Annotated in this window: 16 protein-coding genes and 1 riboswitch; of the genes, 7 read left to right on the top strand and 9 right to left on the bottom strand. The window is 68.6% G+C overall.

The annotated features are described in order from the left end of the window. Nucleotides 1-299: 299 nt before the first annotated feature. From ABIA71_RS16090 to ABIA71_RS16075, 4 genes are all read right to left on the bottom strand, one after another. The gene (locus ABIA71_RS16090; RefSeq protein WP_354286522.1) at nt 300-2,285 is read right to left on the bottom strand and encodes an AsmA family protein; all 1,986 of its coding nucleotides are present in this window, start codon (nt 2,283-2,285) and stop codon (nt 300-302) included. Between the two features lie 842 nt (nt 2,286-3,127). Next, entirely contained in the window at nt 3,128-3,769 is a 642-nt protein-coding gene (gene trhA, locus ABIA71_RS16085) for a PAQR family membrane homeostasis protein TrhA (RefSeq protein WP_128096811.1), read from the bottom strand. Nucleotides 3,770-3,853: 84 nt separating this feature from the next. Further along, nucleotides 3,854-5,458 (bottom strand): peptide chain release factor 3, encoded by a 1,605-nt coding sequence (locus tag ABIA71_RS16080; RefSeq protein WP_159497584.1) that lies wholly within the window; start codon nt 5,456-5,458, stop codon nt 3,854-3,856. A gap of 76 nt (nt 5,459-5,534) precedes the next feature. Continuing rightward, nucleotides 5,535-6,428, bottom strand: a complete 894-nt coding sequence (locus tag ABIA71_RS16075; RefSeq protein ID WP_354286519.1) for a M23 family metallopeptidase — start codon at nt 6,426-6,428, stop codon at nt 5,535-5,537. Nucleotides 6,429-6,585: 157 nt separating this feature from the next. Further along, nucleotides 6,586-6,706, top strand: a riboswitch (SAM riboswitch). A gap of 78 nt (nt 6,707-6,784) precedes the next feature. On the opposite strand from ABIA71_RS16075, the gene metX reads away from it, so the two are divergent. Genes metX through ABIA71_RS16060 form a run of 3 tightly spaced genes read left to right on the top strand, consistent with a single transcriptional unit; the run spans nt 6,785 to nt 10,124 of the window. Then, entirely contained in the window at nt 6,785-7,816 is a 1,032-nt protein-coding gene (gene metX / locus ABIA71_RS16070) for a homoserine O-succinyltransferase MetX (protein WP_354286517.1), read from the top strand. Then, a complete protein-coding gene (locus ABIA71_RS16065) occupies nt 7,813-9,057 on the top strand; it encodes an O-succinylhomoserine (thiol)-lyase (RefSeq protein ID WP_354286516.1) in 1,245 nt (414 codons plus the stop codon). Before metX ends, ABIA71_RS16065 begins: the two co-directional genes overlap by 4 nt. Continuing rightward, on the top strand, nt 9,054-10,124 hold the full coding sequence (locus ABIA71_RS16060; RefSeq protein ID WP_354286514.1) for a homoserine dehydrogenase family protein: 1,071 nt from the start codon (nt 9,054-9,056) through the stop codon (nt 10,122-10,124). Before ABIA71_RS16065 ends, ABIA71_RS16060 begins: the two co-directional genes overlap by 4 nt. 163 nt (nt 10,125-10,287) lie before the next feature. On the opposite strand, the gene ABIA71_RS16055 is transcribed toward ABIA71_RS16060, so the two are convergent. Then, nucleotides 10,288-11,289 carry an alpha/beta fold hydrolase gene (locus tag ABIA71_RS16055; protein ID WP_354286512.1) on the bottom strand — a complete coding sequence of 334 codons (1,002 nt, stop codon included), beginning with the start codon at nt 11,287-11,289 and terminating at the stop codon, nt 10,288-10,290. 136 nt (nt 11,290-11,425) lie between these two features. On the opposite strand from ABIA71_RS16055, the gene ABIA71_RS16050 reads away from it, so the two are divergent. Then, nucleotides 11,426-11,764, top strand: a complete 339-nt coding sequence (locus ABIA71_RS16050; protein WP_354286510.1) for a helix-turn-helix domain-containing protein — start codon at nt 11,426-11,428, stop codon at nt 11,762-11,764. Between the two features lie 18 nt (nt 11,765-11,782). Here the strand turns inward: ABIA71_RS16050 and ABIA71_RS16045 are convergent, their stop codons facing one another. Further along, a complete protein-coding gene (locus ABIA71_RS16045; RefSeq protein ID WP_354286508.1) occupies nt 11,783-13,165 on the bottom strand; it encodes an L-serine ammonia-lyase in 1,383 nt (460 codons plus the stop codon). A gap of 97 nt (nt 13,166-13,262) precedes the next feature. Here ABIA71_RS16045 and ABIA71_RS16040 point away from each other — a divergent pair, with 97 nt between their 5' ends. Next, nucleotides 13,263-13,481 (top strand): glutaredoxin family protein, encoded by a 219-nt coding sequence (locus ABIA71_RS16040; RefSeq protein WP_137191676.1) that lies wholly within the window; start codon nt 13,263-13,265, stop codon nt 13,479-13,481. 81 nt (nt 13,482-13,562) lie between these two features. Here the strand turns inward: ABIA71_RS16040 and ABIA71_RS16035 are convergent, their stop codons facing one another. Genes ABIA71_RS16035 through ABIA71_RS16025 form a run of 3 tightly spaced genes read right to left on the bottom strand, consistent with a single transcriptional unit; the run spans nt 13,563 to nt 15,387 of the window. Continuing rightward, on the bottom strand, nt 13,563-14,129 hold the full coding sequence (locus ABIA71_RS16035; RefSeq protein ID WP_354286506.1) for a YceI family protein: 567 nt from the start codon (nt 14,127-14,129) through the stop codon (nt 13,563-13,565). A gap of 2 nt (nt 14,130-14,131) precedes the next feature. Further along, nucleotides 14,132-14,704: a cytochrome b gene (locus ABIA71_RS16030; protein WP_354286505.1), complete on the bottom strand. Its 573-nt coding sequence runs from the start codon at nt 14,702-14,704 to the stop codon at nt 14,132-14,134. Further along, entirely contained in the window at nt 14,701-15,387 is a 687-nt protein-coding gene (locus ABIA71_RS16025; protein WP_354286503.1) for a YceI family protein, read from the bottom strand. Before ABIA71_RS16025 ends, ABIA71_RS16030 begins: the two co-directional genes overlap by 4 nt. A 175-nt stretch (nt 15,388-15,562) precedes the next feature. Between ABIA71_RS16025 and ABIA71_RS16020 the strand changes: the two genes are divergently transcribed. After that, nucleotides 15,563-19,126, top strand: coding sequence for a hybrid sensor histidine kinase/response regulator (locus ABIA71_RS16020; RefSeq protein WP_502961267.1), 3,564 nt, complete (start codon nt 15,563-15,565; stop codon nt 19,124-19,126). A 153-nt stretch (nt 19,127-19,279) separates the two neighbouring features. Beyond that, nucleotides 19,280-22,783 carry an ATP-binding protein gene (locus ABIA71_RS16015; RefSeq protein WP_354286501.1) on the top strand — a complete coding sequence of 1,168 codons (3,504 nt, stop codon included), beginning with the start codon at nt 19,280-19,282 and terminating at the stop codon, nt 22,781-22,783. The last annotated feature ends 21 nt before the right edge of the window (nt 22,784-22,804 follow it).

Raw genomic sequence — 22,804 nt, 5'->3', positions numbered from 1 at the left:
GCGTTGCTGGCACGTGGCTGAGCCCATGGGCAGGCCGGTGCAGGACACGCCGTGAACCCATCCGTGGGGGCTCGTGGGCGGCATCCATGCCACCCAACGGTCCTGCACCGGCCTGCCCACGGGCTCTGGACAGTTCTCGAACGCGCGGTTGGAAGAGGGGCGGAGCGTGTCGACCAACGGTCGACACTACCTTGTGCGTAGTCCGGTCGCGCGATACACGCGCGATCAGGATGTCCCGATACACGCACACCGCTACCGGTAGGTACCGACCGGTGGTCGGTACGCTGACCTGGACGCACTCACTTGGCGTAACGACCGCCGCAGTTCGAATCCTTGCCCGGGCCGGTTTCAATGGTGGCCAGCAGCGCGGCGGGCGGGGCGATGCTGCCCAGGGTCAGCGCGATCGCACCGCGGATGCCGAGCGCCTTGAAGTCGGGGCGGAACGACGGGTCCTTGAAGCTGCCGCCGATGCGCAGCGGCGAGCGCAGGGCGAGGATGCTGATGTCCTTCGGCCGCGGGCGCAGCAGCAGGTCCAGCTGTTCCTGTTTGAGGTCCACGGTGCCCTCGCCGACGATCAGCGTGTCGGTGGTATCGAAGGCAAGCGCGCGCGAAGTCATCACCCCGTTGGCCACGCCGAAATCACCGAACGCGCAGCGCAGCGGAATCTGCTTGTCGCCGGTGAACAGGAACTTCAGCGATTCGGCCACGTCCAGCCCGGCCAGCTCCATGATCAGGTTGCCGACATGGCCGCGGCCGATGCCCACGGCGACGTTGCCGTCGGAACTGCCCAGCATCGCCGCGACGGAGTTGCCGGTGCCGGCCAGGGTCAGGTCGCCGCTGATACCGCCGGAGGCCTGTTCGGCCAGTTTGGAATCGGGCATCAGCTTGCCGAGCTGGATCTTGCGCAGGCTGGCCTGCAACTGGGTGGCGATGGTGTCCTTGCGCGCGTCCATGCGGATGGTGCTGCGGATGTCGCCGCCGGCCACGCCGAAGTTCAGCGGTTCCAGGCGCAGCAGGCCGGCCTCCAGCTTGAGGTGCGCGTCCATGTCGTCCAGCGGCAGCACCGGCGAGTTGATCCGCTGCGCCTTCCAGCGCACATCGGCGTCCATGGCGCGCAGCTTGGTGAGGTTGTACGGGGTGTCCGGCAGCACCTTGGCGCGCGCGGCGAGGGCGGCGGCCTTGGCCTTCTGTTCGGCGTTGGCGGTTTCGCCGGCGCCGGTCTTCGGGGGCGCGCCGATGAAGCCGGCCAGATCATCGAAGTCCAGGCGCTTGGACACCAGGTCGGCTTTCAGGAACGGACGTTCGCCGCCGACGTCGATCTGCGCGGTGCCGCCCAGGTCGCTATCGCCGGCGGTACCGGTGAAATTCTCGTAGCGCCAGATGTCGTTGTTGCGCTTGAGCCGGCCCTTCAGGCGGTACGGCGGCGTGGAGGGCATGGCCACGCCGATCAGCGGGAACAGGTCTTCCATGTCCTGCCCACTGAGCATCAGTTCAAGATCGAAGGTGCGCAGCGCGAAGGGGTTGGTCAGGGTGCCGCTGGCGATGGCATGGGTACCGCCGGCGCGCCCGTCCAGGTGGATGCGGAACGGGTGGTCGCTGTTGGTCAGTTCGAGCGGCGATTCGGTGCTGCCGTCCAGGGAGAACGGGTTGCCTTTCCAGCGGCCCTTGCCGTTGACCAACAGGGGCGGCGCGCTGTCGGCGCTGCGCGGTTTGCCGCTGTTGAGGGCGACCAGGATGTCGGTGCGTCCGGCGGCATCGAGGAACTTGAGGCGGCCATCGTCGATGAGCAGGCGCTGCAGTTGCGGCGGGTTGCCGGTGGACGGGCCGAGGAAATCCCAGTTGCCGGGGGTGTCCTTGCCGGGACCGGTTTCGAGCAGCAGGTCGGGGCGGGTGAGGCGGACTTCGGGGATGTGGACCTGGCCGCGCAGCAGCGGCCAGACGCGGATGGCGACTTCCGCGCGGTCGGCGCTGGCCATCTGCGGGGTCTTGGCCCAGCTGGCATTGGCGAAGGTGAGGCGGTCGGCGCGGACGGTGGTGGTGCGGCCGAGGTCGACGTCGAGATCACCGTTGATATGGAATTCGCGCCCGGTTTTTGCCTGGACCGCGCGTTCGACGGGGCCTTTGAACCAGTTCCAGTCCCACAGCGCGATGAGCAGGAGGACGGCGGCGAAGAGGAAGACGAGGATCGCCAGCCAACGCTGTCCGCGTTTGCCGGGACGACGCCAGCGCCAACGGCGCGACACGGGGGATGGGGCAGGGGAGTCGACAGTGTTCACGTGCTCCATCCTTGCCTGTTCATCGTGCAGGGGGTGCGAAGCATTGGTAAGGATGGTGTCAGGGTTGGGTGTTTTTTCTTTTTTAGAGGCGTTGGAGCGGGATCAAGAGCAAGTGCAACTGCAAGCGCAATTGCAACAGCATGTGCAACTGCAACGGCCATGGGCTGCGGGTTTCGCTGGTTGGCGCGGCGCGGGTGGGTTTACGGGACACGCTGCAAGTACGTCCATGTAAGCTCGGGAGCGCCATCCATGGCGCCCAACGGTCCCGTAAACCCACCCGCACCACGCCCCGACACGCCCCGGTCTGCCACGGTAGAGCCACCCCATGGGTGGCTGTGCCTGATGGATCTCGAGATGCCTGGGTCGTCGATGCTGGGTCGGGAATTTGGGGGGGTTAGGGGGAGAGGAAGAGATGAGGGGCGCCGGCCGCTGCCTCGCCGTTGCTCTTGCACCTGCCCAGTGCCGACCTCCGGTCGGCATGCCCTTAACCCCTCCCACCCCAGCGGCAATAGCTCAGCTCCGCTCCACCGCTTTTTACCAAGAGGCCCACAAAACTGTCAGGGGGCGGGGCGGGTGGGTTTGCGGGACCCTGAGGCGCATGGATGCGCCGACGGAGCCTACAGGGGTGAGGGCGCATTGCTTGCGAGGCACTGCCTCGCATGCGTCCGAACGCACAGCCGCCAGCGGCTGGGCCGGGCCGCGGAGCGGGACTTGCGGCGTGTCCCGCCAACCCACCCGCCCCGACCCAGCCCGACAGCACGGACCAACCGGCTTCAGCAGTTGAAGTTGAAGTTGAAGTTGAAGTTGACCTTGACCTTGACGTTAAAAAGCCGCCAAAAAAACTAACACCCTCAAAGAATCTGCGCAGTCACCGCAACGAAATGGCACACGCTGCCGCCGATCACGAACAGGTGCCAGATCGCGTGCGAATAGCGGATCGACTCGCGGTGGTAGAAATAGGTGCCCAACGTATAGGACAGACCGCCGGCCAGCAGCCAGCCCAGCGTCCAACCATCGATCGACGCCCACATCGGCTTGATCGCCACCATCACCATCCAGCCCATCGCGATGTAGATGATCGTCGACAGCAGCTTGAAGCGGCCGGTGAAGAACAGCTTGAAAATCACCCCGGCCAGCGCCAGCGCCCAGATCGCCGTGAACATCCCCCAGCCCCACGGACCGCCGCGCAGCCCGATCAGCGTGAACGGCGTATACGTGCCCGCGATCAACAGATAGATCGCGCAATGGTCGAACACCTTCAGCCGCCCCTTCGCCACCGGGTGCTGGATCGCGTGATACAGCGTCGACGCCGTATACAACAGCAGCAGCGCCACCCCGAACACGATCGCGCTGGCCAACTGCCAGCCGTCGCCGTAGATGGCGGCAAGGGTGATCAGCACCGCACTGGCGGCGAGTGCGGCAACCGCGCCCAACCCGTGGGTCAGGGCGCTGGCGATTTCTTCACGAACGGAAGCAACTGTAGTCATGGCCATCGACAGTGCGGGGAGGGGGACCCGCTCCCCCCTATCATCGCCGCGTTGGCACGCGCATGCACGCGTGCCTGTTCAGCCGGTGTCTCAGGACACCGAAATGCTGTGTGCCGCCTCGCGCGTGGCCGCGAACCGCACGTCCGGCGCGCGCTCCTGCGCCAGCTGCAGGTTGACCCGGGTCGGCGCGAGGTACACCAGGTGGCCGGCCGCATCGATGCTCAGGTTGCCCGCGTTCTTCTCGCGGAACTCCTCCAGCTTCTTCTCGTTGCTGCAGCTTACCCAGCGCGCCGTGGTCACGCTCACCGGCTCGAAGGTGGCTTCCACCCCGTACTCGTCCTTCAGACGGTAGGCTGCCACGTCGAACTGCAGCACACCCACCGCGCCCAGGATCAGGTCGTTGCTCATCAGCGGACGGAAGAACTGGGTGGCGCCCTCTTCGGACAGCTGCGCCAGGCCCTTCTGCAGCTGCTTGAGCTTCAGCGGATCGCGCAGGCGTGCGCGACGGAACAGTTCCGGGGCGAAGTTCGGGATGCCGGTGAAGCTCACCGCCTCGCCTTCGGTGAAGGTGTCACCGATGGAGATCGTGCCGTGGTTGTGGATACCGATCACATCGCCCGGCCACGCCTCGGCGGCGATCTCGCGGTCGCTGGCCATGAAGGTCAGCGCGTTGGCCAGCTTCATCTCCTTGCCGGTGCGCACGTGGAAGGTCTTCATGCCGGCCACGAAACGCCCCGAACACACCCGCATGAAGGCCACGCGGTCGCGATGCTGCGGGTCCATGTTGGCCTGGATCTTGAACACGAAGCCGGTCAGCTTGTTTTCCTGCGGGGCGATCACCCGGCCCGTGGTGGCGCGCGGCTGCGGCGAAGGCGCGTGCTCGACGAAGAAGTCCAGCAGCGGCTGCACGCCGAAGTTGTTCACGCCCGAGCCGAAGAACACCGGAGTCTGCTTGCCGGCCAGGTAGGCCTCCAGGTCGAACGGATGGCTGGCGCCCTGCACCAGTTCCAGCTCGTCGCGCAGGTCGGCCAGCATGCGCTCGCCGATCTTTTCGGCCAGGCCCGGCGAATCGATCGACGGGAAGATGGTCGAATCCTGGCGGGTGAAGTTGCGGCCCTGCTCGTACAGGTGCACTTCGCCGCTGATCAGGTGGACCACGCCCTTCAGGCGCTGGCCCATGCCGATCGGCCAGGTCACCGGGGCGCACTGGATGCCCAGCACGCTCTCCACTTCATCCAGCAGATCGATCGGCTCCTTGCCTTCGCGGTCCAGCTTGTTGATGAAGGTCATGATCGGCGTGTCGCGCAGGCGGCACACTTCCATCAGCTTGATGGTGCGCTCTTCCACGCCCTTGGCCACGTCGATCACCATCAGCGCCGAGTCCACCGCGGTGAGCACGCGGTAGGTGTCCTCGCCGAAGTCGGCATGGCCGGGGGTGTCGAGCAGGTTGACGATCTTGCCTTCATACGGGAACTGCATCACCGAGGAGGTGACCGAGATCCCGCGCTCCTTCTCCAGCGCCATCCAGTCGGACGTGGCGTGGCGGGCAGCCTTGCGGCCCTTCACCGAACCGGCCATCTGGATCGCACCGCCGAACAGCAGCAGCTTTTCGGTCAGCGTGGTCTTGCCGGCGTCAGGATGGGAAATGATGGCGAAGGTACGGCGGCGCGCAGCTTCGGTAGCGACTTCGGACATGGCGTGACGCGCCCGCCCGGGGCGCTTTTCATGGAGATAAGCCGCCCAGTATAGCGGGGGTGGGGGGCGGCCGGGGTCAGGGCTGCCCGGCGTCGCCGCCGGCGGCGGCCTCGCGGGCGAAGTGCAGCTCGCCCTGCGGGGTCACGATGCGCACCGGCACCGAGCGCAGTTGCATGCCGCTGTTGGCCTGCACCACGAAGTGAAGGTGCGGGGCGGTGCTGTAGCCGGTGTTGCCCGACACCCCGATGCGCTGGCCGGCTTCCACCCGCTGGCCGCTGCGCACCAGCACGCCATTGGCCTGCAGATGGGCGTAGACCGCCATGCTGCCGTCCTCATGCAGGACCCGGATGAAGTTGGCCCGGTCGCGATCGCGCTGCGGGTCCAGGCCGTGGTCGACGAAGTTGCCCTGCACCTGCATCACCCGGCCGGCCCGCGCGGCCAGCACCGGGGTGCCCTCGGGGAGGGCAAAGTCGATGGCATCGCGGTTCTCGGCATCGCTATGGCTGAAGCGGCCCTGCGGGGCCTGGCTGACCTGGAAGCGTTTGGCGTCGAAGGGCAGCGCGTACGCTACGTCCTGCGGGGTGGCGGTCGGGTCGCCCGGCACGGCGTCCAGCAGCAGGTCCAGGCGGGGCACGTCGCCGGGCAGCTGCAGGCGGCTGACCACCACGCTGGCCGAGCCTGCCAGTACGGTCTGCAGCGGCAGCCCAGGCAGGGCGGTTGCCCCGGCCGGCTGGCGCAGCGCCACCTGCACCGGCCCCAGCAGGTGGTTGTCCACCCGTGCCTGCCAGCGACTGCCGCCGCCCTCCAGCCTGACCGTGGCGATGCCTGCGCTGACCGGCGCCGCGGGGGCGTTGGCCGGAGGCGTCCCGACCAGGCCCCAGCCGGCGCGCCAGCCCGCGCCGCCGGGCACGGTGGCGGCCTGCAGGGCCAGGGGAACAAGCAGCACGGTCAGCAGCAGGGTACGGCGCATGGCAGGCATCCAATGACGATGGGCGCGACTGTACGCAACACGGTTCATTCAGGAAAGCTGCCGCTGCTGGAGGGCCTGGAGGACTGATGAGAAAAAACTATATCGCTTCATCCCGATGAAAGGATTGACATGCCCCGAAAGGGCTGGCATCGTGGCTCCACCATCGAGACCGGCAGAGGGACAGGCCCTTTGAAGCCGGGGCAGCCCGCAGACGCGCAAGCGACCTGCGTAGGTGCCAAATCCTGCGGAGACCGTTGGCGTCTTCCGAAAGATGGTTCGAATCGTGCACCGTGCGTGCGCTTCGAACGCGAGCTCCGCGAAAGCTCGATGGCCGTTTTCCTACTTTGGATACCGCCATGGGTTTCGCCACTGCCGCCGCTGTTGCCACCGACTCTTTCGCCCCTGTCAGCGTCCCGCTCGACGCCGGATTGCACGCCGTGCGCGGCGAAATCGCCGCCGTGCTGTCGATGCGTCACAACGGCCCGCGCCCGGTGCGGTTGCGCTATGAACTGGTCGGGCGCGGCGATGCGCCGGTGGTGGTGCTGGCCGGCGGCATTTCTGCGCACCGCCACGTGGCCGCCAATGCCGAATTCCCGGAAAAGGGCTGGGCCGAGGGCCTGGTCGCGGCGGGGCGCGCGCTGGATCCTGCGGTGCAGCGCATCCTGGCGTTCGACTTCATCGGGGCCGATGGCGCACTCGACCTTCCGATCGACACCGCCGACCAGGCCGACGCGCTGGCGCTGCTGCTCGATCACCTCGGCATTCCCCAGCTGCAGTGCTTCGTGGGCTACTCCTACGGCGCGCTGGTAGGGCAGCAGTTCGCCATCCGCCACCGCCAGCGCCTGCTCAAGCTGGTGGCGGTCAGTGGCGCGCATCGTCCGCATCCTTACGCCGCCGCGTGGCGCGCGCTGCAGCGCCGTGCCGTGGCGCTGGGCCAGCTGCAGTGCGCTGAAAGCCACGGGCTGGTACTGGCCCGCCAGTTCGCGATGCTCAGCTACCGCACGCCGGAAGAATTCGGCGAGCGCTTCGATGCGCCGCCGGAAGTGGTCAATGGTCGCGTACGCGTCGCCGCCGAAGACTACCTGGATGCCGCAGGCGCGCAGTACGCCGCGCGCACCCCGGTGGACGCCTACCTGCGCTTGTCCGAATCGATCGACCTGCATCGCGTCGACCCGGCCGCCATCCGCGTGCCGACCGTCGTGGTGGCCGTGGAAGGCGACCGCCTGGTGCCGCTGGCCGACTGCGTCGGCCTGGTCGAAGGGCTGGGTCCGCGCGGCAGCCTGCGCGTGCTGCGCTCGCCCTACGGGCACGACGCCTTCCTCAAAGAAACCGATCGCATCGACGCGATCCTCGCCAACGCCATCCGTTCCCTGGGAGAAACCGCATGAGCCTGTCCACCGGTACCGAGCCGTCCTGTAGCCGTGTCACCGCCGCCGTGCGCGCCGGCATCGACCGCGACACCGCCCACGGCGCGGTGACTCCGCCCATCGTGCTGTCCTCCAATTTCAGCTTCGATGGCTTCGGCAACAAGCGTCAGTACGACTACACCCGCAGCGGCAACCCGACCCGCGACCTGCTGGGCGAGGCATTGGCCGAACTGGAAGGCGGCGCCGGCGGCGTGATCACCTCCACCGGCATGGGCGCGATCAACCTGGTGCTCAATGCGCTGCTGCAGCCGGGTGACACGCTGGTAGTGCCGCACGATGCCTACGGCGGCAGCTGGCGCCTGTTCAACGCACTGGCGAAGAAGGGCCACTTCGGTCTGATCACCGCCGACCTCACCGACCCGCGGTCGCTGGCCGATGCGCTGGCGCAGTCGCCCACGCTGGTGCTGGTGGAAACCCCGTCCAACCCGCTGCTGCGCATCACCGACCTGCGCTTTGTCATCGATGCCGCGCACAAGGCCGGGGCCAAGGTGGTGGTGGACAACACGTTCCTGTCGCCGGCCCTGCAGCGGCCGATCGCCTTCGGTGCGGACCTGGTGCTGCATTCCACCACCAAGTACATCAATGGCCACAGCGACGTGGTCGGCGGCGCGGTGATCGCCCGTGACCCGGCCGTGCACGAACAGCTGGTGTGGTGGGCCAACGCGCTGGGCCTGACCGGCTCGCCGTTCGACGCGTTCCTGACCCTGCGCGGCCTGCGCACCCTGGGCGCACGCCTGCGCGCGCACCAGGAAAACACCAGCGAGGTGGTCAACCTGCTGGCCGCCAGCGACGCGGTGGCCAAGGTCTATTACCCGGGCCTGGCCGACCATCCTGGCCATGCCATTGCCGCCCGCCAGCAGGACGGCTTCGGCGCGATGCTGTCCTTCGAACTGGCCTCCTGCCCGGGCGACGATCCGCATGCGGCGGTGCGCGCGTTCGTGGACGGCCTGCGCTGTTTCACCCTGGCCGAATCGCTGGGCGGTGTGGAAAGCCTGGTGGCGCACCCGGCCACCATGACCCACGCGGCGATGACGCCCGAAGCGCGCGCGCATGCCGGCATCAGCGAGGGCCTGCTGCGCCTGTCGGTGGGCATCGAATCGCCGGAAGACCTGGTGGCCGACCTGCAGGCCGGGCTGGAGCGCGCGCAGGCGGTGCTCGACCTGAACGCCCAGGCCGTGGTGCGCAAACAGGTGGATGCATGAGCGCGGTCCTGACCCTGGCGGCCGCCCCCGCACGCCGCCTGGCGCTGCTCGGTACCGGCACCGTGGGCACCGCGTTCGTGCAGCGCTACCAGTCGCTGCAGGCACGCGGGGTGGCCTTGCCGGCGTTCTCGTGGCTGGCCAATTCGCGCACCGCCCGTGCCTGCGCGCAGGCACCGGACCATGAACTGCAGCAGGCCAACCTGGCGGTGCGCGGGGCACCGGCGCTGCAACCGTGGGCGGAAGCCGAAGGTCTGCAACGGGGCGACGTGGTGGTGGATGCCACGGCCAGCGACGACGTGGCCAACTGGCACGAGCACTGGCTGGCGCGCGGCGTGCACGTGGTCACCGCCAACAAGCTGGGCCAGGGGGCGCAACTGGCGCGGGCGCAGGCGATCACCGACGGCCGGCTGGGCGGCGGTGCACAGTACGGGGACAGCGCCACGGTGGGTGCCGGACTGCCCCTGCTCAGCAGTCTGCGTGCGCTGGTGGCCGGCGGCGACCGCATCCACCGCGTGGAAGGCGTGCTGTCTGGTTCGTTGGCCTGGCTGTTCCACCACTACGACGGCCAGCGCGCCTTCTCAGCGTGGGTGCGTGACGCGGCCCGCGCCGGGTACACCGAGCCGGATCCGCGCGTGGACCTGTCCGGCGAGGACGTGCGCCGCAAGCTGCTGATCCTGGCGCGGGCCAGTGGCATCGCACTGCGCGGTGAGCAGGTGGCGGTCACCTCGCTGGTGCCGACGGCACTTGCCGCGCTGCCGAGCGATGCCGCGTTGGCGCAGCTGTCGTTGCTGGATGCACCGCTGTATGCGTTCTGGCGGCAGGCACAGGAACAGGGCGGCTGCCTGCGGTTCGTGGGCGGCTTCGACCATGACGGTGCAACGGTGGGCCTGCGCATCCTGCCGCTGGACCATCCGCTGGCCGGTGGCGGGCAGACCGACAACCGCGTGGCCATCCACAGCGATCGGTATCCCGCCCAGCCACTGCTGATCCAGGGGCCGGGCGCAGGCGCGGACGTTACCGCCGCGGCATTGCTGGATGACGTGCTGGCGATCGTCCGACCCCGGTAGAGCCGACCGTTGGTCGGTTGCTCTTGAGGTCGTACATCGCGCGCATGGCAGCCGACCAACGGTCGGCTCTACCCGGGGCGGGCGCAGAGCGGCAGCCGACCAACGGTCGGCTCTACCGGGGCAGCGAATGGAAGCCGACCAACGGTCGGCTCTACCGGTGTGATCAGGGCGTGGTGGACAGGGCGTTCAGCAGCGCGGCGTTGAACCGTGCGGGGGCTTGGACCTGCGGGGAATGGCCCAGGTCGTCGAAGGTCACCAGGGTGGCGCCGGGGATGGCGGCAGCTGCGGCCTTGCCCAACGCGGGATAGTCGCCGAGGGTGGCCTTGAGTGCCGGGGGCGCGAGGTCGCGGCCGATCGCGGTGCGGTCTTTCTGCCCGATGAAGAGCGTGGTGGGTACGCGGATGTTCGGCAGTTCATGGACCACCGGCTGGTTGAAGACCATGTCCGAAGTCAGGGCCTGGCTCCAGGCCACCGCCTGTTTGCCGGGGCCGTCGTACATGCGCGACTGCATGCGCGCCCACTGCTCGTACGCCGGCGTCCAGTCGCCGTTGTAGTACACATCCAGCTGGTATTTCTTGATGCTGTCGAAGGTGGTCTTCAGTTCGCCCGCATACCATGCATCCACGCTGCGCCACGGCACGCCCTTGGCCTTCCAGTCCTCCAGTCCGATCGGATTGACCAGCGCCAGCCGGCGCAGCTGCTGCGGGTACATCAGCGCATAGCGCGCGGCCAGCATGCCGCCCATCGAATGGCCGACCAGGTCGACCTGGGCCGCCTCCAGGCCCAGGTGGGCGAGCAGCGCGTGCGTGTTGGCGGCCAGTTGGCCGAACGAGTACTGGTAGCGCTCGGGCTTGCTGGATTTGCAGAACCCGATCTGGTCCGGCGCGATCACCCGGTAGCCGGCCGCGCTGAGCGCGGTAATGGTGTCTTTCCAGGTGGCCGCGCAGAAGTTCTTGCCGTGCAGCAGCACCACCGTACCGACCACCGCCGTGCCGGCCGGTGGGACATCCAGGTAGGCCATCTGCAGCGGCTGCCGCTGCGACTCAAGGTCGAAGGTCTTGACCGGCCACGGGTAGTCGAAGCCTTCCAGGCGGGGCCCGTAGGTGTCGGCGGCAAGCGAGGTCAGTGGCAGGCAGGCAAGCAGGGCGGCAGCCAGGATGCGCATGGCGGTCTCCGGAACAGGGGAGTGACGACTGTACGGGAGGTCGGGTGCCGGTGTCGCGCCACTGTCGTGGTGCTGTCGTGGCCTTTCCGGTGCCCGGGGCGGCACACTGGGGCCCTGTCCATGCAGGAGCAAGGCGATGGCGATATCTGCCGCGAAGGTCAAACAGCTGCGCCAGCAGCGCGGTTGGTCACAGGAACACCTGGCCAGTGTGGCCGGACTGAGCGCGCGTACCGTGCAGCGCCTGGAAGCGGACGGGCGTGCGTCGGGCGAGACCGGCATGGCCGTCGCCGCCGCGTTCGAGCTGCATCTGGATCAGCTGACGGAGGATCCACCGGCGCCGACGCCGGCCGGCAGCGATCTGCTGACCATCCTGCTGACCCTGTTCATCGTGATCATGTTGATGCTGGCCGGTGGGTACCAGGTCGGCAAGGATCTGGCCGTGCGCGACAACGCGCGTGCGTCCAGCGGCCGTTGAGGCGGCCGCTGCAGTCGATCAGCATTCGATGACGTTGACCGCCAGCCCGCCGCGGCTGGTTTCCTTGTACTTGTCCTGCATGTCGCGGCCGGTGTCGCGCATGGTCTTGATCACCTTGTCCAGCGAGACCTTGTGCTTGCCGTCGCCGCGCATGGCCATGCGGCTGGCGTTGATCGCCTTCACCGCGCCCATCGCGTTGCGCTCGATGCAGGGAATCTGCACCAGTCCGCCGATCGGGTCGCAGGTCAGGCCAAGGTTGTGCTCCATGCCGATTTCGGCGGCGTTCTCGATCTGGCTGGGGTTGCCGCCGAGCGCGGCGACCAGGCCGCCGGCCGCCATCGAGCAGGCCACGCCCACTTCGCCCTGGCAGCCCACTTCGGCGCCGGAGATCGAGGCGTTTTCCTTGTACAGGATGCCGATGGCCGCCGAGGTCAGCAGGAAGTCGAAGATGCGTTGTTCATTGGCGCCGGGGCAGAAACGGTCGAAGTAATGCAGCACCGCCGGCAGTACGCCGGCCGCGCCGTTGGTCGGCGCGGTGACCACGCGGCCACCGGCGGCGTTTTCTTCATTGACCGCCAGCGCGTACAGATTCACCCAGTCCAGGGTGGTCAGCGGGTCGCGCATGCCCGCTTCGGGCTTGGACGACAGTTCGCGGTACAGCGCCGGGGCGCGACGGGACACATGCAGGCCGCCCGGAAGGGTGCCCTCCTGGCGGATGCCCCGGGCCACGCAGGCCTGCATGGCGCTCCAGATCTCGCGCAGCTGCTCGCGGATCTCGTCTTCGCTGCGCCAGCACTTCTCGTTCTCGAACATCATCTGGGCGATGCTCAGCCCGCTGCGCGCGGTCTGCGCCAGCAGTTCGTCGCCGCTCTTGAACGGGTAGGGCAGCGGGGTTTCATCGGGCACGATGCGGTCGTCGGCGGCATCGTCCTGGTTGACCACGAAGCCGCCCCCGACCGAGTAGTAATCGCGCGTGGCGATGACCTGTTCGTCGGCGTCATAGGCGGTGAAGCGCATGCCGTTGGTGTGGTAGGGCAGCTTCTGGCGCTTGTTCAGGCCCAGGTCGCGCTTCTCGTCGAAGGCGATCTCGTGGGTGCCCATCAGGCGGATCCGCTTGCTGCCGCGGATGCGCTCGAGGGTCTCAGGGATGATGTCCGGGTCGATCAGGTTCGGGCGCTGGCCCTCCAGCCCGAGCAGCACCGCCTTGTCGGTACCGTGCCCGCGCCCGGTCAGGGCCAGCGAGCCGTATACGTCGGCGCGGATGCGCACCACGTCCTGCAGGCGGCCCGGGTCCAGCAACCAGCGGTGCACGAAGCGTTCGGCGGCCTTCATCGGTCCCACGGTGTGCGAGGAGCTCGGGCCAATGCCGATCTTGAAAACGTCGAACGTGCTGACAGCCATGATTGCCAAACTGCGGGTATCGGATGGAGTACTATTCTATGCTGTCGCAGCCGCCAGCCTTGAGTGCGGCGCAACATTTCCCAAGGCGGGTGGGCCGGTGTTTACCTTGTTCCAGCGTGATGACTGCCATCTGTGCGACCAGGCCCTGGCGGTCCTGGCCCAGGCCCGGGTGCCCGGCCTGGACAGTGTGTTCGTCGATGACGATGCGGCCCTGGAGGCCCGCTACGGCCTGCGCGTGCCGGTGCTGCGCGACGCGCAGGGGCGCGAACTGGACTGGCCGTTCGATGTGGCCGCGGTAGAAGCCTGGATCCGGTAGAGCCGACCGTTGGTCGGCTGCGCGGGGGATCATCGTTGCGGCAGCCGACCAACGGTCGGCTCTACCTGTAGCCGGCGCGGCTTATTTTGCTTTCAGTACGACCTTGGTGCTGATCGCGGTTTCGTTGGGGATGGTCTTGGTGTCGGCCCAGTCGCCGCCGCCCACGCCGAAGTCCAGGCGCTTGACCGTGGCCTTGCCGTTCAGCACCGGCTGCGCCCCCGGGGTCCAGGTGAAGGTGAGGGTGACCGGCTTGCTGATCCCGCGCAGTTCCAGGGTGCCGTCGGCGGCGTACTGGTTGTTGCCCAGCGCGCGGAACTTGCTGGCGCTGTACTTGGCCTGGGCGAACTTGCCGACGTTGAAGAAGTCCGCGCCCTGCAGGGTCGAGTCGCGGTCGCTGTTGCCGCTCTTGGCACCGGCCAGCGGGATGGTCACTTCCAGCTTCGATCCTTCCAGCTTGGCCGGGTCGAAGCTGAGCTTGGTGTCGAAACCGGGGAAGCTGCCGGTGAACACTTCACCGTCGTACTTGGTGGCAAACACCAGTACCGAACCGGGGGCCTGCACGTAATCGGCGGCCAGCACCGGCGCGGTGGCCATCAGCCCGGCCAGGGCGGCGGCCACGGCCGCGGGAGTGGAGAGCTTGATGTTCATGGTCAGTCCTTCTGGGGGGAGGCAAGCCAGCGCTGCGGCAGCATGCGCGCAAGGGTGGCATCGCGTTGGTAAAAATGGTGGTAAAGCGCGGCGCCGGCGTGGGCCAGCACCACCGCGATGAGCAGCCAGAAGCCCCATTCGTGGATGGCATGGGACAGCTGGGTGGTGCGTTCATCCGGACCGCTGAGCTTGGGCACGTTGACCAGCCCGAACCAGCGGAACGGGCGCAGCCCGCTGGCCGAGTCGTACAGCCAGCCCGACAGTGGAAGGGCGAACATCAGCACGTACAGCAGCCAATGCGTGGCCGAGGCGATGCGCTCCTGCCAGGTCGGCGTGCCGGGCACCGGGGCGGGGGCGCCGGCGTACAGGCGCCAGCCCAGCCGCGCCACCACCAGTGCCAGCACGGTGATGCCTACCGACTTGTGCAGGGTGTAGATCCAGAAGTACTTGGGTGTCTTGGGGAACTCGCCCATGGTCAGGCCCAGGATGCCCATGGCCAGGATCAGCAGGGCGATCACCCAATGCAGGGTCTGGCTGACGCCGCCCCAGCGGGTCGCGGTGTTCTTGGCAGTCATGGCGTGGTCTCCTCGACCGGCTGTGGGGATGGAACCTGGGAGTCGTCGCGCGGCGGCGGAGTTCCCGTGGCGTCGACCGGCGGCGTGTCGGCCGGATCGGCGGCATTTCTGTCGCGAACGGCTTCTGCTTCGATCCGCAGCTCCACCGCGTCGCCGATCATCGACGGCCAGCCGGATACCCCGAACGCGCTGCGGCTGAGCGTGGCGGTGGCGGAGAAACCGGCGGTGCGGCGGAACGGGGGCAGCGGGTGACGCTTGAGTGCATTGAGGGTGACCGCCAGGGTGACCTCGGCGGTGACGCCATGCAGGGTCAGCTGGCCGGTGACGTTGGCGTGGGTGTCATCGATGGGCTCGACCCGGGTCGAGACGAACCGCGCCTGCGGGAAGCGTTCGGCATCCAGCAGGTTGCGTGCGAGGGTAGCCGTGTTCCATTTTGCATCGCCCAGGTCCAGCCGCTGGATCGGCACGCTGACGCTGAGCGTGGCGGTTCGCCAGTCCTGCGGATCGAACACCAGCACGCCTTCGCTGCCGGACACCGTGCCCAGCGCGTGGGAGAAGCCGGCATGCTCCACCGCAAACAGCACGCGGGTGTGGACCGGGTCCAGGCGGTAGGTATCGGGCGCGGCCTGCGCTGCCCACGGGGCGGTGCACAGCAGCAGGGCGAGGGTCAGGCGCAGGATCATGGCCGGGCTCCGGGAAGGTCAGGGCCGATCATACGCACAGCACCGTCACCGGCAGCAGTGTCATGGCTGCAACAGATCGTGGTGCAACTTTCCGTCGGCGGCGGCCCAGAGGCTGCGTCGGGCCGCGCGCGGCCGCAGGGGCTGTGGGACAATCAGCGGCTACAGGGAGATCTGGATGGCGATGGGAACGCGTGGCTGCTGCGCGGGCATCGTGCTGCTGGTACTGGCAATGTGCCTGGTGCCGGCGGCGGCATGGGCCGCAGGAACAACGGCAGGTACATCGGCAGAAACGCCGCGCATGCGCCGCCTCGGTGCCGCCGACGGCATGCCGTCGCGCATGGTGCTGGCGCTGGCGCAGGATCGCCAGGGGTACATCTGGGCGGCCACCGACGACGGCCTGGCACGCGTGGATGGCGTGGGCCTGCGCGTATGGCGGCATGACCCGGCCGACCCCGGCTCGATTCCCGGCAATGAAGTGGAAACCCTGCTGGTGGACCCGATGGACCGGGTCTGGGTGGGGGTGAACGGGGTCGGTCTGAGCATGCTGGCCCCCGGGCGTGCAGCCTTCCAGCATTTCACCGACCTCAATGCCCGCTGTGATGGCCAGTTCTGGTCGCTGGCCTATGCGGCCAAATCGCTGTGGATCGGCACCAACCGGCACGGCATCTGCCGGCGGGGGGAAGACGGCAGCCTGGTGCAGTACCACGCCGATCCCAACGACCCGACCAGCCTGCCCGACGACACCATCTATGCCTTGCTGGCCGACCCGACGGGGCAGGTGTGGGTGGGCACCGGCAGTGGCGTGGCGCGCTGGGACGGACAGCGCTTCCATCGCATCGCACCGGCGTTGCTGGGCGGCAAGAGCGTGTTCCGCCTGACCCGCGAACCCGACGGCACCCTGTGGGCCGGTACCGAAGGCGGCCTGTTCCGCATTGGTGCCGATGGCAGCGTGCGCAAGGCGCCGTGGACGCTCAGCGCCGATGTGCGTGCGGCCACCGTCATCCATGATCGCAACGGCGGCTACTGGCTGGGGACGGCCGATGGCCTGTACCGCGGCGACGATGCCGCGGTGCATCTGCTGGCCGGTGATGCCGGCAGCGGCTTCCTGACCGCGCGCAGCGGCGTGCTGGACATGCTGCAGGACCACGAAGGCGGCTTGTGGGTGGCCATGCTCACCCAGGGGCTGGCCTATCTGCCGCCGGGATGGAAGCGCTTTTCCACCTGGTACCAGCTCGACGGCAAGCCGCTGGACAGTGTGTACCTGCTGAGCGCCGCCGCGGCCGGCAACGATTTCTACATCGGCGGTGCGCACGGCATCTACCGGCTGGACACGCAGGGCACGCTGCGTCAGATCGCCGATGACAGGCAGTTGGGCGTGGGCGCCATCTGGTCGGTGCTGCCGCGTGCCGATGGCGCGTTGTGGATCGGTCGGGGCGGGCGGCTGGGCCTGTACCAGCCACACACCGGCCAGCTGCGCGAATGGAAGATCGGGGGCGGTTCGGACGTGCGCCAGCGCATCGACCTGATCCGTCAGGCACCCAATGGTGAGTTGTGGATGTCGGTCATGAGCCTTGGCATCCAGCGGCGCGATGCGCAGGGCAACCTGCTGGACACCATCCGCATCGAAGAAGGCCGCGGGCTGACCGAGAACCCGGTCGAGCAGATGCTGTTCGACCCGCGCGGGCAGCTCTGGATCATGGGCGGCATGGGCCTGCTGCGCTGGACCGAGGACCGCTTCGAGCAGGTCCCGGGCATTTCCCGCGGCAGCATCTACGACCTCACCTGGACCAGTCCGAATGAGCTCTGGCTGGCACGCAACGGCGCGCTGGAGCGGTACAGCTGGGACGGTCTGAGCATGACCCTGCGCGAGCGGGTGGGCGCTGCGCAGGGCCTGCCGGCGGTATCGATGGGCGGGGTGGTCACCGGCCGTCAGGGCCAGGTCTGGGCCACCACGCCGCGCGGGCTGGTGCGCTGGGATGGCGCGCTGCGCCGGTTGCGCGTCTATGGTGAGCGCGACGGGTTGCCCGATGTGGAGTTCAGTGGCCGGCCGCCGGTGCGTGCGGCCAACGGGCGGATGCTGGCGGTGACCGCCACCGGGCTGGTCGGTTTCGACCCGGATGCCGCCGATGTGCCGCTGCCGCCCTCGCAACTGGTGATCGACAACGTGCAGGTTCGCCGCGACGACGCCGAAGGCCAGCAGTCGCTGCCGCCGGATGCACCGATCGTGCTGGGCCCGCAGGACCGCGACCTGATCATCACCGCACGGCTGCTGTCGTTCGCCAACCCGCAGGGCAACCGCTATCGCTATCGCGTGTCCGGCTATGACCAGAACTGGGTGATGCAGGCGGCCGATGGCGAACGCCTGCTGTCGCGTCTGCCCTCGGGCCACTATGCCATCGACGTGCAGGCGGCCACGCCGCAGGGGGCGTGGACGCCTGCACGCACGCTCAGCGTGGAAGTGCTGCCGCCGTGGTGGCGCAGCAGCTGGGCGATCCTGGCGTACCTGCTGCTGTGGCTGCTGCTGGTGGCCGTGGTGGTGTACGTGGCACGCGTGCGCCTGCGCCGCCGCCAGCAATGGCAGCTGACCGTGCACAAGCAGCAGATCGCAGAGCAGGCCTCGCAGGCCAAGAGCCAGTTCCTGGCCACCCTGGGCCATGAAGTGCGCACGCCGATGACCGGCGTGCTGGGCATGAGCGAACTGCTGCTGGCCACGCCGCTGGATGAACTGCAGCGTGGCTATGCGGCCTCGATCCAGCACGCCGGCACCCACCTGCTGCGGCTGGTCAACGATGCGCTGGACCTGGCCCGGATCGAAGCGGGGCGACTGGAACTGGACATCCGTCCGTTCGACCTGATGTCGATGCTGGCCCAGGTACAGGCCCTGATGGAGCCGATGGCGCACCACCGTGGCCTGGCGTTCGAGCGCAGCTTCAATCTGCCCGGCCCGATCCTGGTCAGTGGCGACGAAATGCGCGTGCGGCAGATCCTGATGAACCTGCTGGGCAATGCGATCAAGTTCACCGAACGCGGGCACGTCAGCCTGGGGGCCGAACTGCTCGATGGCGGCATGGGAATCATCTTCGAGGTGGCCGACACCGGGCCGGGCATCAACACCGACCAGCAGCAGCGCCTGTTCCATCGCTTCGAACAGGCCGATGGCCCGCGTACCGCATCGCGCTATGGCGGAAGCGGGCTGGGCCTGGCGATCTGCCAGGAGCTGGCGGTGGCGATGGGCGGGCGTATCGACATCGACAGCCGTCTTGGCCACGGCGCACGTTTCAGCGTGCAATTGCCGCTGCCGTGGACGCAGCAGCAGGGAAACTTCGCCAGCCACGCCTCGGACACCGCGCGGATCCAGTTGCCGCCGTTGCGACTGCTGCTGGTGGAAGACGACCCGACCGTGGCCAATGTGATTGCCGGCCTGCTGCAGGCGCGTGGTCACGAGGTGGTGCACGTGCTGCACGGATTGGCTGCGTTGTCGGAAGTGGCTGCCGGCCGCTTCGATGTGGGGCTGCTCGATCTGGATCTGCCCGCATTGGACGGCATCGCCATCGCCGGCCAGCTACGTGCAATGGGCTATGAGTTGCCGCTGATCGCCGTCACGGCCCGGTCGGATGCCTACGCCGAACAGCAGGTGCTTGAGGGCGGTTTCGACGGCTTCCTGCGCAAGCCGGTCACCGGTGATCTGCTCATCGATGCCATCGCCCAGGCGCGTGCACTGCGCCAACGAGAGAGTTGAATGCCGTTTGTGATTGATCGCATCAGTCGATAAGCGCCATTCGATCCGATCTGGAATTCTCCAGACTGTGATCTCGCAGCAAAGCCGGCGCTGTGTTCCGGCCGCCGCGGCTTTATTGTTCCCGCGATGAATTGGTTGCCGTTTGATTGACAGGTGCGTTGGAGCAGGACAGGGCGGCGCATTGGCGGCCGCTGGCTGGCGGCACTGGTGCTTGGGTGCTGGCCATGGGCCGTGCTGGCCGCGGTGCTCGATCTGCCCTGGCCCCGTCAGCTGGGGGTCATCGATGGCCTGCCGACCACCGGCATCCAGGCCATCGCCGAAGATGCCACCGGCTATCTGTGGATGGCCAGCAGTGAAGGCCTGCTGCGTTTCGATGGGCGGCGGTCGCGGGTATGGGGAGACGAAGACGGGTTGCACGACACTACGCTGCGCGCGCTGCATGTCGATGCCGCCGACAGGGTATGGGTCGGCACCACCTCGCAGGGGCTGTTGATGCTGGGAGGCGACCGTCGCCGCTTCGAGCGCGCCGGTACACAGATACCGTTGGCCGTGCGCAGTGGCACCATCCACGCCATTGTCGGCGGGGGTGGCAGCCCGCTATGGGTGATTGGATCGGATCATCGCCTCTACATGCTGCCGGCGCTGGAGGCGCACTGGCAGGGGGTGGATGCCGCTGCGGACACCATTACCGCCCTGGCCATCGACCATGCCGGGCGTCTGTGGGTGGGAACATCGCAGGGGCTGCGCCGCTTCGCCGACGGCGGCCTACAGCGCGCCGGTACCGCCCCGGACGCCGACGGCCCGATACAGGCCTTGTGGCCCGATCCCCAGGGAGGCATCCATGCCAGCAACGGCGTGCGTACCTGGGCGGAAGGCATGGGCACGCGGTCGGGCACCGCGCCGGGGACCGGCCGACCGCTGCTGCGCAGCGCCGATGGAGCCTTGTGGACCCAGCGCGGCACGGGGTTGTACCTGGCGCGCGGAACGCGCAGCCAGCGCGTTCCGCTCCGGCCCCTGCAGGGGCCGTCAACGCGCGCGGTGGAGATGTACGCGGCGGTGCAGGATCGGCATGGCGACATCTGGTTCCTGAGCAGGGCCCACGGCGTGTGGCGGCTGCCGGCGCGGTGGCGTGAGTTCACGGCGTTGCCGATGGCGGGCGAGGGACTTCCCGGCCTTCGCAGCCACGACGCGCTGGCCCTGGCCGGGGCGGCCGATGGCCGGCTGTGGGTGGCGGGCAACCAGGGCCGGCTGCAGCGGATCGACCTGCGCACCGGCGCCAGCAGCGATCATCTTGACCTGCCCCACGCCGGGTCCGGCACGCAGCCAGTGGGCATGGCAGAGGACCGGCAGCAGCGTCTCTGGATCGCCAGTGGCGGGCAGTTGACGCGCTACGATCCTGCACGTGGCGAGGTGCGTCGATGGCCGCTGCGCTGGTCATCGACCGACGCTGCCCTGCATCTGCAGGTCTGCCCGGATGGCACCGTGTGGTTGGCCGATAGCGGGCAGATCCAGCAATGGTCGGCGCAGGGCAGGCAACAGCGGGCGCAATCGCCGGACAGCCTGGGCCTGAGCGCGTCGATGCCGCGACGGCAGCTGTTGTGCAGCCGCGACGGCGTGCTGTGGGCGACCGATCGCGACGGACTCAAGACATGGGATGCACCCCGTGGCCGCTTCGTGGCGGCCGAAACCACGGGCGGTGCAGTGGCGGCGATCGCCGAGGCCGACGATGGAAGCCTCTGGCTCAGCCGCCAGGACGCGCTGGAACAGCATCGCTGGGACGGACGTGCGCTGCAGCGGCTGCGCCGGTTCGATGATGCGCACGGCTACCCGCTGCTGCGCGCCGAGGCACTGGTGGTGGATGGCCAGGGCGTGGTGTGGGCCGGCGCCGCGCGCGGCATGGTGCGGCTGGACCCGGCGGAGGGTGGGGTGCGCGTGCTGGGCAGCGCCGAGGGCCTGCCGGTGCAGGAGGTCCTCGCGCACCGGCTGGTCCGGCTTGGCACCGGGGCACTGGCCGCCGCCGTGCGCGAAGGCGGCCTGCTGCTGATCGAGCCGGCCGCCGGGGTCGCGCGTGGCCCGCCGCCGGTGTTGGTGGTCAACGCGGTGCGCGTGGAGCGCAACGGCACCCCGGTGACCGTGCGCGCCGGTGGCGGGAACGTGCCGTTGGCCAGTGGCGACCGCAACATCCAGATCGCGGTCAATCTGCTGGGCCTGGGCGATGCGGATCGCATCCAGCATCGGTTCCGTCTGCACGGGCATGACCGGGACTGGGTGGAGACCGGGCCGGTTGCGCTGCGCACCTTTGCGCGGCTGCCGGCGGGCGAACACCGTGTGGTGGTACAGGCACGGCATGGCGACGGCGCGTGGTCGGCGCCTGCCGAGCGGCGGCTGCAGGTTGCGCCGGGATGGTGGGAGACGGCCGCAGGCAGAAGTGTGGTGCTGGTGACCGCGGTGCTGATGGTGGTGCTGCTGGGGCGGCTGGTCACAAGTGGATTGCGGCAGCGTGCCGCGCTGCGCGAGGCACGCGCCCAGCGTTGCCTGGCCGAGCAGGCATCGGCGCGCCGCACGCGGTTTCTGGGGCGCCTTGGCGGGCGCATCCGCATCCCGATGACGATCATCGCCGGCTGGAGCGAACTGCTGCTGCAAGGACCGCTCTCGGCGCAACAGCATGCACAGGCCGACAGCCTGCGCCGCGCCGGGCTGCACCTGGTACAGCTGGTCGATGACGCCCTGGATCTGGCCAGTATTGAAGCCGGGCGCCTGCAGCTGGACCAGGTGGCGTTCTCGCCGGCGCTGTTGCTGCACGAGCTGCACGCGCTGATGGCGCCGGCAGCCGATGCCAAGCACGTGCAACTGCAGTGGTGCAGCCACCTGGACCCGCAGCGGTGGCTGCTGGGCGATCCGCGCCGGTTGCGCCAGATCCTGTTCAACCTGGTCGGCAATGCGGTGAAGTTCACCGCGCGCGGCAAGGTCGAGGTCTCGGTGCACGCCGGGCCGGGAGGGACGGGTCTGCAGCTGGTGGTCGCCGACACCGGGCCGGGCATGACCGCAGCCCAGGTGCAGCGGTTGTTCCAGCGCTTCGAACAGGCCGATGGGGCCGCGACGATGGCGCGCCATGGCGGCAGCGGCCTGGGCCTGGCGATCAGCCGCGAACTGGCCCAGGCGATGGGGGGCGATATCACGGTGGACAGCCGACCGGGCCTTGGCACCCGGTTCGAGGTGCACCTGCCGCTGGCAACCACATCGCAGCCGGCACTCGTGCCGGCCACGGACGCGCTCGCCGGCGAGGCGGTTCTGGCAGGAATGAGGGTCCTGGTGGTGCTGCCGGATCCGGACATCGCCGAGGTGGTTGCGGCGCTGTTGCGCGCGCAGGGCTGTCGGGTGGTCGTAGGCAGTGATGGTGCGCCGGACCTGCCAGGCGGACCGGACGTGCCTTGGCACCTGTTCGCAACCGATCCGGATCTGCGGATCGGGGATGTACTGGCCGGCGCGTGGCTGGCGCGGCACTGGCCCGGGGTACCGCGGCTGGCGCTGACCGCGCGTGCGGATGCCGAGGCAGAACGTGATGCGATGGCGGCCGGCTACGCGGCCTTCGTCCGGCTGCCACTGGGCGATGCCGCCCTGCGTGCGGCGCTGCTGCAGTGCCGGACAGGACGATGATGCGACGGTCGGCATGCCGGT

It is taken from the genome of Stenotrophomonas sp. 2619 (assembly GCF_040548725.1).
In the GTDB taxonomy this organism is placed as follows: Bacteria; Pseudomonadota; Gammaproteobacteria; order Xanthomonadales; family Xanthomonadaceae; genus Stenotrophomonas; species Stenotrophomonas maltophilia_AP.
This window is presented reverse-complemented; position numbering and strand designations above follow the sequence as displayed.

Coding starts and splice junctions, on each gene's coding strand:
- ABIA71_RS16090 (WP_354286522.1), bottom strand. CDS start 2,285: ATGGAGCACGTGAACACTGTCGACTCCCCTGCCCCATCCCCCGTGTCG.
- trhA (WP_128096811.1), bottom strand. CDS start 3,769: ATGGCCATGACTACAGTTGCTTCCGTTCGTGAAGAAATCGCCAGCGCC.
- ABIA71_RS16080 (WP_159497584.1), bottom strand. CDS start 5,458: ATGTCCGAAGTCGCTACCGAAGCTGCGCGCCGCCGTACCTTCGCCATC.
- ABIA71_RS16075 (WP_354286519.1), bottom strand. CDS start 6,428: ATGCGCCGTACCCTGCTGCTGACCGTGCTGCTTGTTCCCCTGGCCCTG.
- metX (WP_354286517.1), top strand. CDS start 6,785: ATGGGTTTCGCCACTGCCGCCGCTGTTGCCACCGACTCTTTCGCCCCT.
- ABIA71_RS16065 (WP_354286516.1), top strand. CDS start 7,813: ATGAGCCTGTCCACCGGTACCGAGCCGTCCTGTAGCCGTGTCACCGCC.
- ABIA71_RS16060 (WP_354286514.1), top strand. CDS start 9,054: ATGAGCGCGGTCCTGACCCTGGCGGCCGCCCCCGCACGCCGCCTGGCG.
- ABIA71_RS16055 (WP_354286512.1), bottom strand. CDS start 11,289: ATGCGCATCCTGGCTGCCGCCCTGCTTGCCTGCCTGCCACTGACCTCG.
- ABIA71_RS16050 (WP_354286510.1), top strand. CDS start 11,426: ATGGCGATATCTGCCGCGAAGGTCAAACAGCTGCGCCAGCAGCGCGGT.
- ABIA71_RS16045 (WP_354286508.1), bottom strand. CDS start 13,165: ATGGCTGTCAGCACGTTCGACGTTTTCAAGATCGGCATTGGCCCGAGC.
- ABIA71_RS16035 (WP_354286506.1), bottom strand. CDS start 14,129: ATGAACATCAAGCTCTCCACTCCCGCGGCCGTGGCCGCCGCCCTGGCC.
- ABIA71_RS16030 (WP_354286505.1), bottom strand. CDS start 14,704: ATGACTGCCAAGAACACCGCGACCCGCTGGGGCGGCGTCAGCCAGACC.
- ABIA71_RS16025 (WP_354286503.1), bottom strand. CDS start 15,387: ATGATCCTGCGCCTGACCCTCGCCCTGCTGCTGTGCACCGCCCCGTGG.
- ABIA71_RS16020 (WP_502961267.1), top strand. CDS start 15,563: ATGGCGATGGGAACGCGTGGCTGCTGCGCGGGCATCGTGCTGCTGGTA.